This is a genomic window from Bradyrhizobium sp. 141 (assembly GCF_023074055.1).
Lineage (GTDB): Bacteria > Pseudomonadota > Alphaproteobacteria > Rhizobiales > Xanthobacteraceae > Bradyrhizobium.
Genome location: NZ_JADPKR010000026.1, coordinates 215,641 through 228,654 on the forward strand (window position 1 = coordinate 215,641; position 13,014 = coordinate 228,654).

The window sequence follows — 13,014 nt, forward strand, 5'->3', positions numbered from 1 at the left end:
GGCTCGATTCATCATCCAGTAGTAAAGCCGGTGTCGTGCTACTTTTCGTGATTTGATCGAAATGCATACCGAGCGTATCGATATGACGCGCGCGGTATCGAACTCGATAGACTGACTGAACGTCCCGTCTGCTTTGGCGAAGCGGACGGTGCCCGGCGTTCGAGTCGGCACATGAGTGGCGATGCATGACGCAGTTGGCGATACTGCTTTCAAGATACCGGACTGCACGACACCGGATTGTCGTATTTTTGCGATCAAGCGCTGCGGACGGCGGCGAGCTCAAATCCTTCCAATCACGAAGCCCGATATGTGAACGCCTTCACTCGTCACGAGCGCGTGTTGGCCCTAAGACGTCGAACCGGTGGACCGATGCTCTTCGCCCGATCCCCGCGAATTCATCCAAGCACATTGTTTTCGCTTGCAAGAAGAATGGATGGCTCGTTGCTTGCTCATCGAGCCCCAAGCCGGGGAGTCCGTTGCCATGAATTCAGGTCAAGCCATAGTTTATATCGTTGACGACGAGATTCAGATTCGAACTGCGATCGGAAGTCTCTGCGAGGAGACCGGACACCAGGTGAAGTTGTTCGCCTCGACGGAAGAATTCCTCGCGGAGAATATTTCGCCCGGGCCCTCGTGCCTCGTGCTCGATGTCCGCTTTCCCGGGACGTCGCCGACCGGGCTCGAGCTTCAGCGCCGGCTCGCCGAGACGGGCGTGCCTATCCCGATCGTCTTCATCAGCGGCCATTCCGACGTCCGCGTCTCGGTTGAAGCCATGAAGCGTGGCGCGGTCGAGTTTCTGCCAAAACCGTTTCGCGAGCAGGAGATCCTCGATGCTATCAGGCATGGCATCGAGCGCGATCGCAGGCGGCTGGAACGCGAAGATACCGTGCGTGAAGCCCGCCAGCGCGTCGACACGCTGACGGCGCGAGAGCGCGAGATCATGCTGCTGATGGCCGAAGGGCTGGTCGCCAAGCAGATCGCGGCGCGGCTTGGCGTGAGCGAAGTGACGGCGAAGGTCCATCGCGCCAGGATGATGCGAAAGCTGGAGCTGCGCACGCCGATCGAAGTGGTGCGGCTGATCGACAGCATGGGGCGCGAAGCGGAGACGACACGCGCCGGCATGGGATAGAATCTGCTCTTGCGCTTCCATGTGCCGACATTTCGCGCAACGTCTAGTCCGTACCGATTAGCATGAACTGCAGTCTGTCGCGCAGGCCACGATCGGTTCACAGTATCCCTACGATGTCGGCCTCTTCCAAGACGGCATCCGTACTCAGTCAGACAACTTGGCCAGAAAGGGATACTCCATGCGTAAATTTCTTTTTGCTTCCGTTGCATTGTTCGCCCTGTCCTCCGCCGCGCAGGCCGCCAACACCTCCACCACGGTGCAGGTCGGCGTCGTGAACGGCTCCACCGTTTCGCAGCAGGGCCTCACCAACGACACTTCGTCGACCAGCCAGCTCGGCATCATCAACAGCGCGACCACGATGCAGGGCACCAGCTCGGCCTCGCTCAACAACGGCAGCACGGTGAACCAGATCGGCGTGCAGAACACGGCAGCCACCGGCCAGGTGGCGTTCGGCAACAACGGCAGCTCGATCACCCAGAACTCGTTCGGGCCTCCCGCGCTGCAGAACAACGCTGCCGCTGTTGGCCAGCTCAGCGGGTTCGGCATCAACAGCAGCACCGTCTCGCAGACGGCGCACTGAACCACGCAACCGTTTGGCCGGACGCATCCAGTTGCGGTGCGTCCGCGCCATCCTCGAAATGCACCGCAACCGGCCGGCCGATCAATTGCGATGGCTCGCTTATTCTCGCGGAGGAATTGACATGCGGATCACCTATTTCATTGCAACGGTTGCAGCGTTCGGTGCGCTGACGGCCGCCGATGCACAGGCCGGCAACAGCGCCAGCGTGCTGCAATTCGGAACCACCAACACTTCGTTCATTTCGCAGAGCGGCGGCACCAGCAACAGCGCTACGACGCTGCAGTTCGGCGCCACCAATAGTGCGACCACCTTGCAGACGGGCTCGCTCCTGACCGTCAACAATTCGGTGATCGGGCAGGGCGGCACCACCGCGACGGCGTCGAACACCGCGCTGGCCGGCCAGGTCGGCGGCTCCAATTCGAGCCTGATCGGGCAGATCGGCGCCAACAACACCGCCGGCGTCGGACAGCTCGGAATCCTGAACGGCTCGACGATCATCCAGCAGGCTCCGTGAGCAGATATGAAGTGACGAGGCATGTCATGAAACATCATTTGGGATGCGCGGGCGCCGTCTTGCTCGCTCTGTGCTCGGTCGGCGCCGGCTCGGCCGGCGCCCAGACCGCCGACATCAAGACCATCGTCTCGGTCGGCGGGCCGCCCGTCGTGCTCAATCAGAACAGTCAGCTCAACATGGCAGGCGTGTTCATGATCGGCGGCAGCACCAGTGCGACCGTGACGCAGAACGGCACTAACAATGCCACGGGCGTTCTGCAATTCGGCGGGACGAATTCCGCATCGATCGGGCAGGCCGGAACGAACAATTTCGCCTTCGTCGGTCAGACCGGCCAGTCGGCGACCAGCCTGATATCCCAGCTCGGCGCGATGAATGCGGGCACGGTGGCGCAATTCGGCACGGTCAACAATTCCACGATCGTCCAGACCGGCCCGTAACACGCGAGCGAGCTCATCGGCGTCGGCAAGCAGCGGGGAAACGCGATGCGATGCGGCAGACGCGTTTTGAAGCACGCTTTGGCCGCGGTGGCGTTGCTTGCGGCCGTCGCGTCGGCGACGCAGGCGAGCGCCGGGTCGGTCCAGCGCAGCGTGACGAACCGGAACGTGACCATCGAAACGATCGTGCAGTTCGGCAACGACGTTCAGCCGGTCACGATCGAGGAGAACAGCCGCATCAATATCGCGCGGGTCATCCAGATCGGCGGCACCGGGACGGTGGACGCGACCATCATCCAGAACGGCACGCGCAACTATGCCAATGTGATCCAGGTGGGCGGCACCACCAATACGGTGATCGGTCAGTCCGGTGTGAGCAACACCGCCGATATCACCCAGATCGGCAATTCCACCAACGCGCTCCTGCTCCAAATCGGAGACATGAATACGGGAGCCGTAAGGCAGTTCGGGCGTTTCAACTGGCTGGCGATCTTTCAGTTCAGCCGATGATGGAGATGTGACATGAGGTTGCTCCTGCTCGCAACCGGAATAGGACTCATGAGCGTGGTTGCGGCGGCGCCGGCCGGCGCCGGCGACGGTCACACCACGGTGGTCCAGGACGAGAACGGCACGTCGGTGATCACCCAGAGCGGCGATCCGGCGCAGGCCGAGGTCAAAATCGAAAAGGAGCCCGGGCGCACGACAGTCTATCGCCGCAGCGGCGGCAACACTGCCATCGTGACGCAAGGCACCGGACAAGGCACCGGAACGGCGCAGGACATGCTCGACTGGCTGCGCAAGCAGCAGGGCCATTGACGCACGAAGGCCCACCGTCCGCTTTCGGACGGTGGGCCTGACGTCGCGCGGCTCTACCAGCGATAGCCGCCGGTCAGCGTGCCGTTGTTGTTGCCATCAGGGCCGACATCGCCCTGAGTCGAGCTCGGGGTCGGATGGTTGCTGCCGTTGATTGCGCCATAGGGCCCGGCGACATCAGGATAGTACGCCCGCGGCTGAACCGGCTCGTAAGGGGACGCGGTGCGGTCCCAACCTGCGCGCGGGCCGTTCCAGTCGTAGCCCTGCGCCGAGGCAGCCGCAGTGCCGGCGACGAGTGATGCCGTGATCAGGCACAGGAGTTTTGACTTGTTCTGCATTCGAGATGCTCCTTGCTTGTGTCGGGAGCCAACGGTTGCAGTGCGGGAGCGTTCCGAAGCTGTTGGCCGCCCGCGATCAACTCCGATCAACTGGTTATGAGGCGCGTTTTTCGGAACGAAGTGCCTGTCAGCCGCGAATTACGGTCGACTTGCCGCAGCGGTTCCGCGGTTAATCCCGTGTCTTAACCAATAATTAATTATACGTTTGCGGGTGGGCGACGGCCCGGCCTAGCGTAGCTGCGGGGAGCCGCAATCGCTTAAGCCAAACGAGTTGGTGCGTATCATGACGTATAGAATGCATGGGGCCTTGCTCGCCTCGCTCAGCGCAGCCGCGCTGCTCCTTCCCGCCAATGACAGTTTTGCCAGACCCGGCGGCGCCGCGCCGCATGGGGTGACGGCTGCGCCGTCCGGCGCAATGGCGCGTGCGCCGATCGGGCCGGGAGGTCGGTTCCATCGGCGAAATAATCCCTGGGTCTATTGGCCCGGGGGCGGCGGATTCTTCTACGACGGCGCCGGCTACAGCCAGCCCTTCGTCGATGCCGGGCAGCCGGTCTCCACCGATGTGCGCTACACCTACACCTATGACGTTCCCTGGGACTGGACGCATCGCTTCCCGCCGAACGTCGTGCCGTCCGACCGGCCCTATGTGCCGAGCTGCCCGACGGAGCAGGTGACGGTGCCCGGCCGCGGCGGCAGCGAGCACACCGTCAACATCATGCGCTGCTACTGAGCGCTTTTGAGCATGATCTTTTCGGAAAACCGCTTCACACTTTTCCGGATCATGCTCTAGCCCAGCTCAAAGCTGGTCACGCCGAAGACGCGCTCGATGCGCAGCGGCGCGATCAGCCCCGTGTACATCCGCGCGGTCTCGAACACCGGCTTGAGCCCGAGCGCCTCCGCGAGCGCGATCGCCTCGGGATTGACGGCGGGGACGTCGAGGAAGACTTCGCCGATACCGGCACTCGCAAGCAGGGCCTGGACGATCGCCTCCGCCGCCGCGCGGTCGTCGGCGACGAGCGGGCCGATCTTGTGGCCGGTCCGGCACGGCCGGATCACGCCCCACGCGGCGAGCTTGCCGTCGCGCACCAGCGCTCGGCCGACATGGCCCGACGTGTTGATCCAGGCGCGCAGGAAGGCGCTGCGCCGCGCCGGGAAGACGGTGGCGTCGTCGGCTTCCACAAGCGCAAACGGGATCGTGTCGAGCGCAACGACATCGGCGGGCGGCCTCAAGGGTGCGGCGACGATGCCGCCATAGCGGATATTGGCGTAAGCGAGCTGGAAACCGGATTTCCTGTAATTGTCCTGCTGCGCCACGACGCCGTCGAGCCCGATCACGCGCGAGCCCGCATGCGCGATCGCCGCGTCCCAGATGCGCAGGCCGTGGCCAGAGCCGCGCAAGTCTGCGCGCACGATATAGAAGCCGAGGAAGGCGAAGCGGTCGTCGTAATTGACGCAGGAGATGGTTGCGGCCGGCTCGCCATCGATCTCGCCGACGAAGAAGCCTTGCGCGTCGGCGACCGCGAAGCAGCCAGCATCGGAGAGGCCCGGATTCCAGCCCTCGGCCGCGGCCCAGTCGATGGCGAGAAAGATCTCCTCGGGGCGCAAATTGCGGATCTGCAAATCACTCATCTCGCATTGCTCATGAGGTGCGTCCTTCGACCATGGACCTGCCGACGGATCTGGCTGTAGAAGGCCTCATGATAGGCCGAGCCTGTGGCTCGCCTCAACTCAAAGGGATGATCGGCCATGGCAGCAGAGAAGGTTGCGCTCGTTACCGCCGGCGGCAGCGGCATGGGGGCAGGGGCTGCGCGACGGCTGGCGGCGGACGGGTTTCGCGTCGCGATCCTGTCGTCGTCCGGCAAGGGCGAGGCGCTGGCGGCCGAGTTGGGCGGGCTCGGCATCACCGGCTCGAACAAGGAGAACGACGACCTGAAGCGTCTCGTCGACGGCGCCATGGCGAAGTGGGGACGGATCGACGTGCTCGTCAACAGCGCCGGGCACGGGCCGCGTGCGCCGATCACCGAGATCTCCGACGAGCAGTGGCATACCGGCCTCGATACGTATCTGCTGAACGTGATCCGTCCGACGCGGCTGGTGACGCCGATCATGCAGGCGCAAAAGGGTGGCGCCATCATCAACATCTCGACCGCCTGGGCGTTCGAGCCCAGCGCGATGTTCCCGACCTCGGCGGTGTTCCGCGCGGGCCTTGCCGCCTTCACCAAGATCTTCACCGACACCCATGCGGCCGACAACATCCGCATGAACAACGTTTTGCCGGGCTGGATCGACAGCCTCCCGCAGCTAGATGCGCGCCGCGACAGCGTGCCGATGAAGCGCTACGGCAAGGTCGAGGAGATCGCGGCGACGATCTCGTTCCTGGCCTCCGACGGCGCGGCTTACATCACCGGCCAGAACATCCGCGTCGACGGCGGACTGACGCGCTCGGTCTGAGGCACCCAGAGCCGAATCGCGCTCTGGCGGCCTTGTCGTGATACGACGCGGGTGCGCGCTGCGCGCCGGTGATGGTGGTTGATGCGTGGCTCTCAGGCCACACCCGTCATCCGTTCGCACGATCTGAGGCGCACACTACGTCACAGTCCTTGCGAACTTCGCCGCAGCCCAAGACGAGCAGCGGCGCACGCCCTATGCCCTCACTGCGCCGGTTGCCTTTGACCCGCGCGCATTCGAACGCGAGGTCAATCGCGTGGGGCAAGGAGACTGGAATGAACAAGTTTTTGCTGGCGATCGCTTCGGTTGTCTTGGGGACCGCATCCGTTCAGGCGGCCGACCTCGCGGCGCACTACACCAAGGCGCCGGTGATGGCGCCGGCCTATAACTGGACCGGCTTTTACGTCGGCGGCAATGTCGGCGGGCAGTGGGGCAGCGCGAACCCCGCCACCACCACCCTGTTTCCGGTGGCCGCCTATTTCGCGGACTCGAGCGTGACTGCCATCGGGTCGGTCGGCGCCCAACACATCAACAGCTCCGGCGTGACCGGCGGCTTCACCGCCGGCTACAACTGGCAGGTCAACAACGCCGTGCTCGGCCTCGAGGGCGACATCAACTATTTCGGCTTCAAGGGCAGCGCGAGCAGAACGGCATTGTATCCCTGCTGCGCTCCGACCACCTTCACCGTCAATTCGTCGGTCTCGGCCGATTGGCTCGCCACCATTCGCGGTCGCATCGGCTTTCTCGCGACACCGAGCTGGCTGATCTACGCCACCGGCGGTGCCGCCATCGCCGAGGTGAAGGGCAACTTCAGCTTCACGGACACCTTTGCAAGCGCGACCGAGTCCGGAACGATCCGCGACACCCGCGTCGGCTGGACAGCAGGCCTCGGCGGTGAATATGCCGTGGGCAACGGATGGTCGTTGAAGGCCGAATATCTCTACGTCGATCTTGGTCGCAGCAGCATGACCAGCAACAATTTGAATGTCGGTGTGGCGCTGCCGGCCCAGACCTTCACCCACTCGGTCGATCTGAAGTCGAACATCGTGCGCGTCGGCGTGAACTACAAGTTCGGCGGACCGGTCGTTGCCCGATACTGAGCATCCGTTCAGACTCTGGCGTGGAAAGCCCCGGCTCGGCCGGGGCTTTTCTTTTTAGCCAGCGTGCGATGCCACCAGATGCGCGAGCGCGGGCAGGATCTTGTAGCGGGCGATCTCGTGCGGATACTCGCCGCGATTGGCGAGCAGAACGATGGCGATCCGCCGCGCAGGCACGAGCCCAATATAGCCTGAGGCGTTGTTGAGGCCGCCTGGCTTGTCGACGACGGTGGCGTCCGGAAGATGCACGGTCTCCCAGGCCATGGCCTGTCCGAATTTTTCGTCGACGCGGACGGACTCACGCTGCGTCATCCGCAGCGCCTCGCGCAAATGCGGATCGATCGCCCGGCCGTCGACGCAGGCCGCTGCGAAAGCGGCAAGATCCCGGGCGGAGGAGAACATCTGGCCCGTGCCGGGAAAGTCGAAATAGCTCTGCTGGCTGCCGATTGGGCCGACCGCCATGCCCTGGTCGGAATAGCCCTGGACCACGCGCTGCATCCAGGCTTCGTCCATGACGGCGCGATTGTCTGCACCGCGCTCCGGGATGAAGGTGGCTTCCATGGCGAGGGGCCGGAGGATGCGGTGCTGGATCAGCGCGTGGATCGGCTTGCCGTAGCAGCGCTCGAGCACGAGCTGAAGCAGCACATAGCCGGCATGGGTGTAGATGCGCTGCCGGCCGGGCGCGATGCCGGGCGCTGGCGCGAAGGCATTCAGCATGGCGATGAACTGCTCGCGCGTGTACTGCTCGTTCGGCCAGGGCGGATGGTCGGTCGGCAGCAACAGCCCCGAGCTATGCGTGACCAACTGGCCAACGCTAACGTTGCGGATATAGTTGCCTTCGAGCTCGGGCAGATATTTCGGCAGGGGGTCGTCGAGCCGCAGCTCGCCGCGCAGCACGCCGAGCGCGACAAGCGCCGCCTCGAACGGTTTTCTTAAAGAGGCGAGGTTGAACAGCGTGTCCGGCGTCACCGGCCGCTTCGTGACATCGTCGGCAAGACCATAGCTGAAGAACTCGACATGGCGCCCGGCATAGAGGGCGGCGGCGAGGCCGCCCGCATGGTCCGGCGTCGCGGTCGGCGCCAGCTCGTTCGCGACGATGTCGCGCATTTGCGCGATCATGTCAGAATCTGCCGAGGCGCGGCGCGGCCAGGCGAGGGCGAGTGGAACGAGCGCTGCCCGGGAGAGCGCGCGCCGGGTGAGGTGCGATGAAGTGACAACGGCTGGCACGGCTTTGACGCATGTGTGATGCGCCCCCGGGGCCTTCTTAGCGTGAAGAGGCGGACGTCCCAATTCACGATTGCGCGTTGTCGGTTCCGCCTTGCGGGGCTCGCGACAAAATAACTTAGCCCTTCAGCTAACAATCATTGACGCCGGATAATGGCGGCTCTATAGTTAGCTTCATGGCTAACCAATTATCCCCCCTCGACCAGGTCTTCTCGGCGCTCGCCGATCCCACGCGGCGGGCGATCGTGATGCGGCTCTGCGCGGGGGAGGCGTCGGTCGGCGAGCTCGCCGATCCCTTCGACATGGCGCTGCCGAGCTTCATGAAGCACATCCATGTGCTGGAGACGAGCGGGCTCGTTCTGTCGGAGAAATCCGGCCGCGTGCGCACTTGCCGCCTCAGCCCGGATGCGCTCCTCGGTGCGGAGGACTGGTTCCAGCGGCAGCGCGCGATCTGGGAGGCGCGGCTCGACCGGTTCGAAGCCTACGTGACGAAGCTCAAGAAAGAGAAGGAGAGGGCGGCCGCCAAGCGGCCGTCCCGCACAACAAAGAAGAAAGGTTCTGAGTGATGACGAATTCTGCCAATCCCGCTCTGTCGCAATGGTCGCTCGAGCGCGAGATCGTGATGTCGCGCGTGATCGACGCGCCGCGCGATCTGGTGTTCGAGGCGTGGTCCGACCCGAAACATCTGCCGCAATGGTTCGGGCCGAAGGGGTTCAAGGTCGAGACCTTCGAGATCGACGTGCGGGTCGGTGGCGTCTGGCGCTTCAACATGATCGGCCCCGACGGCACCGTCTATCCAAACCGCATGCGCTTCCGCCGCATCGAGCGGCCGTCCCTGATGGAGATGGATCACGGTCTTGACCAGGACGAGGACCCCGGCATGTTCCGCTTCACCGTCACCTTTGCCGAGCAGAGCAATGGCAAGACCGTGCTGATGATGCGCCAGCTGGCCTCGAGCGCCGAGCAGCGTGACGGCATGATCGGTTTCGGTGCAGTCGAATACGGCTACCAGACGCTGGACAAGCTTGCAGCCTATGTGGCGGGCATGAAGGGGTGAGGACAGATGCGGTCCCGGCTGAGGACAAGCCGGGACCGTTCATGCGCGCACCGTCAAAGTTCGGTTGCCGAAGCGCGATCGACGGCGCAATTAGCGCCGTGGTGTAGTGCCGTTGGACCGTGGAGTGGTCTCGTTGCGCATGCCTGGAGCGCTGGAAGCGCCTTGTCCACCGCGTTCCGTATGGGTGATTCCGCCACTGCCGGAGCCGGAGCCATCTCCGGCGCTTCCTGAGCCAGCACCGCTACCGCCTGCACCGGCGCCTGCGCCTGCGCCCGCTCCTGCACCTCCCGCACCGCCGCCGGCGCCACCAGCACCGCCAGCGCCACCGCCCGCACCGCCACCGGCGCCTTGTGCGATCGCTGCGCCGACCGAAGCACCGGCCAGCATCGCGGCTGTGAAGATCGTCAGAATTGTCTTACGCATGTTGTTTCTCCTCGATGTTCATGTCGGACCAATCACGCCCGCCGCCAACCGTTCCTGCACGCGTTGATGTGGAGGGGCTGTGTCGGCGAAGGTGCTTGGCGGCGCTATCGCAGGTTAGTTTCGGGTCCCAAGTCCGGAACATCGTTCGGGATTAATGCCGGAGGCCAAGGCACCGCTGGAGACATCGTTGAAGGAAGAGCAACGCATGGCCGCCTGAATCGATTGCAATGTCGGGAAGGTGACGATGGAATCTGTCGCAGCAGCGCCAGGCGGCGTAATTATTCGCCTGCTTCGCCAGGATCGAACCATCGGCGCGCCAGCCGGTGGTGTTTCAGGCCTTCAGCCCCGGCCGTGCCCCGCCCGGTAGGAACGATCGTCGTGCTCCGGCTTTGCCAGTGATGACGCACATTATCTTCAGCGACTATCGCAATCCCGCCGCGGAGCAGGCTTACGAGATCGCCTGGGATTTTCTCGCCCGCACCGGCGCCATCCGCGACGAATTCCAGGCCTGCGTATTCCTGGCGCAGCGGATTACCATGATGGTCGAGCAGGGAGAGACGAACCGGATCCGCATGGCCAATCGCGCCATCTCGCTATATCAGCGCTACGTCGCGGAGAGCGACGACGTCATCCGCAGCGGCGGCCGTCGTGCGGAAGGGCGTTGAGCGCGGCACGCGAACCAGCCTCGCGCCGCCTCATTCCCTGGTCTCGTCCGTCACGATGTCGCCAAGCTTCTGCCAGCGCTGGCCGTCGAACTGCACCATCTGGAACTGCTTGTTGACGCGATAGTCGGTCGGCGAGGTCGTGACCGAGATTCCCGGCAGCGTCAGGTCGAGCTCGACGTTCCTCAGATTGGCCGCCTGCCGCATCACGTTGTCGCGGGTGAGGTCGTCGCCGCATTGCTTCAGCACCTGAATCAGGAGCTGCGCGGTGATGTAACCGTAGACGTTCAGGTTCGAATCCTTGTCGCCCTCGGGATAGTATTTGGCCATGAAGGCGAGATAGCGCTTCATGCCGGGATCGTCCTTCCATTCGGGATCGGCGGGATCCTTGACGTAACCGACGCTGACGACGCCCTTGGAATTGTCCAGGCCCGCCGGCTTCAGCACGGCGCTGAGCGAGGATGCGTTGATGTCGATGATGTGCAGCGGCTTCAAGCCGATCTCCGCGACCTTCTTGATCGCCTGCGCCGCCTGTTTCGGGGTCGTCGCGCTGAACAGCACGTCGGCACCGGCATCCCTAAGCCGCAGGATCTGCGAGTCGATCGTCGGCTCGGTGATCTCGTAGGACGTCTCGGCCACGATCATGTTCGCCTTGTCGCCGAGGCCGGCCTTGAGGCCGGCGAGATAATCCTTGCCGAGGTCGTCGTTCTGGTAGAGCACGCCGATTTTGGCATTCGGATGGTTCTTCAGCAGGTACTGCGCGTAGATGCGGCCCTCGACGAGGTAGGAGGGATTGAAGCCCATGGTCCAGGGAAAGTTCTTGGGATCGGTGAAGCGCGCCGCGCCGGTCGCGGCAAACAGCTGCGGGATTTTTTTGACGTTGAGATATTTCTGAACGGCGACGTTCGGCGCGGTGCCGATGATCTGGAACGTCAGCAGCACCTCGTCGCTTTCGACCAGCCTGCGGGTCTGCTCCACGGTTTTCGGCGGCGAGTAGGCATCGTCATACTGGATCAGGTCGACCTTGCGGCCGTTCACGCCGCCCTGGTCGTTGATCATCTTCATATAGGCGGCCTGGGTCTTGCCGATCACGGCATAGGCCGAGGCCGGGCCGCTGAGCGGCACGGTCTGACCGACCTTGATCGCCGTGTCGGAGGCGCCGGAATCGTATTTCTTCTGCGCCTGCGCTGCCGAAATCGAGAACGCGAGAAGCAGCGCGGAGGCTGTGATGCGTGCGAGAGAAGTGCTTGTCATGTCCGGTCCCTCCCGATTGCTATTCGCCCTTGAGACCGGCGTCGCGGATCAGCTTGGTCCATTTCTGTGTCTCGGCGTCGATGAACTGGCCGAACTCGGCCGCATTGCCGGCGCGCACTTCGAGGCCCTGAGCGGTCAGCTTGTCCCTGATCGCAGGTTCTGCCAGCGCGCGCAGAACTTCGGCCTGGAGCTTGTCGACGATCGCGCGCGGCGTCGTCGAGGGCGCCATGAAGCCGTACCAGCCGGCGGCAGCCACGTTGGGAAAGCCCTGCTCGCGCAGGGTCGGCGCCTGCGGGTAGAGTGCGCTGCGCGCCGGCGAGGCGACGCCGAGCACGATGAACTTGCCGCTCTGGATGTAGGGCAGGGCGGTCGGCAGCGCCGTCAGCGTGGCATCGACGCGGCCGGCAAGCAGCTCGGTGTAGGAGGCGGCATCGCCCCGGAACGGGATGTTGAGACCCTTGACGCCGGCGTCGCGAAACAGGAGCTCGCCGGCAAGGTGCGGCTGCGAGCCGGCGCCGGGCGAAGCGAAGGTCAGCCCATCCGGCTTTGACTTGCCGTAGGCAATCAGCTCGGGAAGCGTCTTGAACGGCGCGTCGGCGCTGATGATGAGAAACAGCGGCGCGACCACCGCCATTGCCACCGGCTGCAGATCCTTGCGGTCATAGGTCAGCTTGCCGAACAGCGCCTCGGCCGTGGCGTAGGGGGCCGCGACGTAGAGAATGGTGTAGCCGTCGCCCGGCGCATGCGCGAGCATGTCGTTGGCGATGCGGGTGCCGGCGCCCGGCTTGTTCTCGACGATGAATTGCTGATGCAGGCTGCGGCCGAACTCCTCGGCGAGTAGGCGCAGCGAGATGTCGTTGGAGCCGCCGGGCCCGTAGGGCGAGATCAGCCGCACCATTCGCGACGGCCACGCATCCTCGGCGCGTGCCTTCAGGCCCGGGCCGGCGGCCAGGCCACCTGCGATTGTGCCCAGCAGGGTTCGTCGCGTGACTTCGAGTGATGCCACGATCTTCTTCCTCACTTTTGTTGTCAGTCTTCTTG

18 protein-coding genes are annotated in these 13,014 nt (G+C 64.1%); 12 read left to right on the forward strand and 6 right to left on the reverse strand.

The window, feature by feature from the left end; genetic code table 11:
- Nucleotides 1-481: 481 nt before the first annotated feature.
- From IVA81_RS09605 to IVA81_RS09630, 6 genes are all read left to right on the forward strand, one after another.
- Nucleotides 482-1,129, forward strand: coding sequence for a response regulator (locus IVA81_RS09605; protein ID WP_247315073.1), 648 nt, complete (start codon nucleotides 482-484; stop codon nucleotides 1,127-1,129).
- Between the two features lie 178 nt (nucleotides 1,130-1,307).
- The gene (locus IVA81_RS09610) at nucleotides 1,308-1,709 is read left to right on the forward strand and encodes a curlin subunit CsgB (RefSeq protein WP_247315076.1); all 402 of its coding nucleotides are present in this window, start codon (nucleotides 1,308-1,310) and stop codon (nucleotides 1,707-1,709) included.
- A 121-nt stretch (nucleotides 1,710-1,830) separates the two neighbouring features.
- Entirely contained in the window at nucleotides 1,831-2,223 is a 393-nt protein-coding gene (locus IVA81_RS09615; RefSeq protein WP_247315079.1) for a curlin, read from the forward strand.
- 26 nt (nucleotides 2,224-2,249) lie between these two features.
- On the forward strand, nucleotides 2,250-2,660 hold the full coding sequence (locus IVA81_RS09620) for a curlin (protein ID WP_247315082.1): 411 nt from the start codon (nucleotides 2,250-2,252) through the stop codon (nucleotides 2,658-2,660).
- 87 nt (nucleotides 2,661-2,747) lie between these two features.
- Nucleotides 2,748-3,167 carry a curlin gene (locus IVA81_RS09625; RefSeq protein ID WP_346659382.1) on the forward strand — a complete coding sequence of 140 codons (420 nt, stop codon included), beginning with the start codon at nucleotides 2,748-2,750 and terminating at the stop codon, nucleotides 3,165-3,167.
- A 12-nt stretch (nucleotides 3,168-3,179) separates the two neighbouring features.
- Nucleotides 3,180-3,473, forward strand: coding sequence for a hypothetical protein (locus IVA81_RS09630; protein ID WP_247315084.1), 294 nt, complete (start codon nucleotides 3,180-3,182; stop codon nucleotides 3,471-3,473).
- 53 nt (nucleotides 3,474-3,526) lie between these two features.
- Here IVA81_RS09630 and IVA81_RS09635 read toward each other — a convergent pair whose 3' ends face one another.
- Entirely contained in the window at nucleotides 3,527-3,808 is a 282-nt protein-coding gene (locus IVA81_RS09635) for a hypothetical protein (RefSeq protein ID WP_247315085.1), read from the reverse strand.
- A 283-nt stretch (nucleotides 3,809-4,091) separates the two neighbouring features.
- Between IVA81_RS09635 and IVA81_RS09640 the strand changes: the two genes are divergently transcribed.
- On the forward strand, nucleotides 4,092-4,538 hold the full coding sequence (locus IVA81_RS09640) for a hypothetical protein (RefSeq protein ID WP_247315086.1): 447 nt from the start codon (nucleotides 4,092-4,094) through the stop codon (nucleotides 4,536-4,538).
- A gap of 56 nt (nucleotides 4,539-4,594) precedes the next feature.
- Here IVA81_RS09640 and IVA81_RS09645 read toward each other — a convergent pair whose 3' ends face one another.
- Entirely contained in the window at nucleotides 4,595-5,437 is an 843-nt protein-coding gene (locus IVA81_RS09645; RefSeq protein ID WP_247315087.1) for a GNAT family N-acetyltransferase, read from the reverse strand.
- A gap of 117 nt (nucleotides 5,438-5,554) precedes the next feature.
- Here IVA81_RS09645 and IVA81_RS09650 point away from each other — a divergent pair, with 117 nt between their 5' ends.
- Nucleotides 5,555-6,259, forward strand: coding sequence for an SDR family oxidoreductase (locus IVA81_RS09650; RefSeq protein WP_247315088.1), 705 nt, complete (start codon nucleotides 5,555-5,557; stop codon nucleotides 6,257-6,259).
- Between the two features lie 272 nt (nucleotides 6,260-6,531).
- Nucleotides 6,532-7,356: an outer membrane protein gene (locus IVA81_RS09655; RefSeq protein WP_247315093.1), complete on the forward strand. Its 825-nt coding sequence runs from the start codon at nucleotides 6,532-6,534 to the stop codon at nucleotides 7,354-7,356.
- A gap of 54 nt (nucleotides 7,357-7,410) precedes the next feature.
- On the opposite strand, the gene IVA81_RS09660 is transcribed toward IVA81_RS09655, so the two are convergent.
- Nucleotides 7,411-8,472, reverse strand: coding sequence for a serine hydrolase (locus IVA81_RS09660; protein WP_247315095.1), 1,062 nt, complete (start codon nucleotides 8,470-8,472; stop codon nucleotides 7,411-7,413).
- A 281-nt stretch (nucleotides 8,473-8,753) separates the two neighbouring features.
- On the opposite strand from IVA81_RS09660, the gene IVA81_RS09665 reads away from it, so the two are divergent.
- Both IVA81_RS09665 and IVA81_RS09670 read left to right on the forward strand, forming a co-directional pair.
- Nucleotides 8,754-9,143 carry a metalloregulator ArsR/SmtB family transcription factor gene (locus IVA81_RS09665; RefSeq protein WP_247315097.1) on the forward strand — a complete coding sequence of 130 codons (390 nt, stop codon included), beginning with the start codon at nucleotides 8,754-8,756 and terminating at the stop codon, nucleotides 9,141-9,143.
- Nucleotides 9,143-9,634, forward strand: a complete 492-nt coding sequence (locus IVA81_RS09670) for an SRPBCC family protein (RefSeq protein WP_247315099.1) — start codon at nucleotides 9,143-9,145, stop codon at nucleotides 9,632-9,634. The genes IVA81_RS09665 and IVA81_RS09670 overlap by 1 nt, the downstream gene beginning before the upstream one ends.
- 90 nt (nucleotides 9,635-9,724) lie before the next feature.
- Here IVA81_RS09670 and IVA81_RS09675 read toward each other — a convergent pair whose 3' ends face one another.
- Nucleotides 9,725-10,057: a hypothetical protein gene (locus tag IVA81_RS09675; protein WP_247315102.1), complete on the reverse strand. Its 333-nt coding sequence runs from the start codon at nucleotides 10,055-10,057 to the stop codon at nucleotides 9,725-9,727.
- Between the two features lie 398 nt (nucleotides 10,058-10,455).
- Between IVA81_RS09675 and IVA81_RS09680 the strand changes: the two genes are divergently transcribed.
- Nucleotides 10,456-10,722, forward strand: coding sequence for a hypothetical protein (locus IVA81_RS09680; protein ID WP_247315107.1), 267 nt, complete (start codon nucleotides 10,456-10,458; stop codon nucleotides 10,720-10,722).
- 30 nt (nucleotides 10,723-10,752) lie between these two features.
- Here the strand turns inward: IVA81_RS09680 and IVA81_RS09685 are convergent, their stop codons facing one another.
- Nucleotides 10,753-11,973 (reverse strand): ABC transporter substrate-binding protein, encoded by a 1,221-nt coding sequence (locus IVA81_RS09685; RefSeq protein WP_247315109.1) that lies wholly within the window; start codon nucleotides 11,971-11,973, stop codon nucleotides 10,753-10,755.
- Nucleotides 11,974-11,992: 19 nt separating this feature from the next.
- The gene (locus IVA81_RS09690; RefSeq protein WP_247315112.1) at nucleotides 11,993-12,979 is read right to left on the reverse strand and encodes a tripartite tricarboxylate transporter substrate binding protein; all 987 of its coding nucleotides are present in this window, start codon (nucleotides 12,977-12,979) and stop codon (nucleotides 11,993-11,995) included.
- Nucleotides 12,980-13,014 lie beyond the last annotated feature (35 nt).

What these genes read in the sequence shown, in the direction of transcription:
- IVA81_RS09605 (WP_247315073.1), top strand. Translation starts at nt 482, where the DNA reads ATGAATTCAGGTCAAGCCATAGTTTATATCGTTGACGACGAGATTCAG.
- IVA81_RS09610 (WP_247315076.1), top strand. Translation starts at nt 1,308, where the DNA reads ATGCGTAAATTTCTTTTTGCTTCCGTTGCATTGTTCGCCCTGTCCTCC.
- IVA81_RS09615 (WP_247315079.1), top strand. Translation starts at nt 1,831, where the DNA reads ATGCGGATCACCTATTTCATTGCAACGGTTGCAGCGTTCGGTGCGCTG.
- IVA81_RS09620 (WP_247315082.1), top strand. Translation starts at nt 2,250, where the DNA reads ATGAAACATCATTTGGGATGCGCGGGCGCCGTCTTGCTCGCTCTGTGC.
- IVA81_RS09630 (WP_247315084.1), top strand. Translation starts at nt 3,180, where the DNA reads ATGAGGTTGCTCCTGCTCGCAACCGGAATAGGACTCATGAGCGTGGTT.
- IVA81_RS09635 (WP_247315085.1), bottom strand. Translation starts at nt 3,808, where the DNA reads ATGCAGAACAAGTCAAAACTCCTGTGCCTGATCACGGCATCACTCGTC.
- IVA81_RS09640 (WP_247315086.1), top strand. Translation starts at nt 4,092, where the DNA reads ATGACGTATAGAATGCATGGGGCCTTGCTCGCCTCGCTCAGCGCAGCC.
- IVA81_RS09645 (WP_247315087.1), bottom strand. Translation starts at nt 5,437, where the DNA reads ATGAGTGATTTGCAGATCCGCAATTTGCGCCCCGAGGAGATCTTTCTC.
- IVA81_RS09650 (WP_247315088.1), top strand. Translation starts at nt 5,555, where the DNA reads ATGGCAGCAGAGAAGGTTGCGCTCGTTACCGCCGGCGGCAGCGGCATG.
- IVA81_RS09655 (WP_247315093.1), top strand. Translation starts at nt 6,532, where the DNA reads ATGAACAAGTTTTTGCTGGCGATCGCTTCGGTTGTCTTGGGGACCGCA.
- IVA81_RS09660 (WP_247315095.1), bottom strand. Translation starts at nt 8,472, where the DNA reads ATGATCGCGCAAATGCGCGACATCGTCGCGAACGAGCTGGCGCCGACC.
- IVA81_RS09665 (WP_247315097.1), top strand. Translation starts at nt 8,754, where the DNA reads ATGGCTAACCAATTATCCCCCCTCGACCAGGTCTTCTCGGCGCTCGCC.
- IVA81_RS09670 (WP_247315099.1), top strand. Translation starts at nt 9,143, where the DNA reads ATGACGAATTCTGCCAATCCCGCTCTGTCGCAATGGTCGCTCGAGCGC.
- IVA81_RS09675 (WP_247315102.1), bottom strand. Translation starts at nt 10,057, where the DNA reads ATGCGTAAGACAATTCTGACGATCTTCACAGCCGCGATGCTGGCCGGT.
- IVA81_RS09680 (WP_247315107.1), top strand. Translation starts at nt 10,456, where the DNA reads ATGACGCACATTATCTTCAGCGACTATCGCAATCCCGCCGCGGAGCAG.
- IVA81_RS09685 (WP_247315109.1), bottom strand. Translation starts at nt 11,973, where the DNA reads ATGACAAGCACTTCTCTCGCACGCATCACAGCCTCCGCGCTGCTTCTC.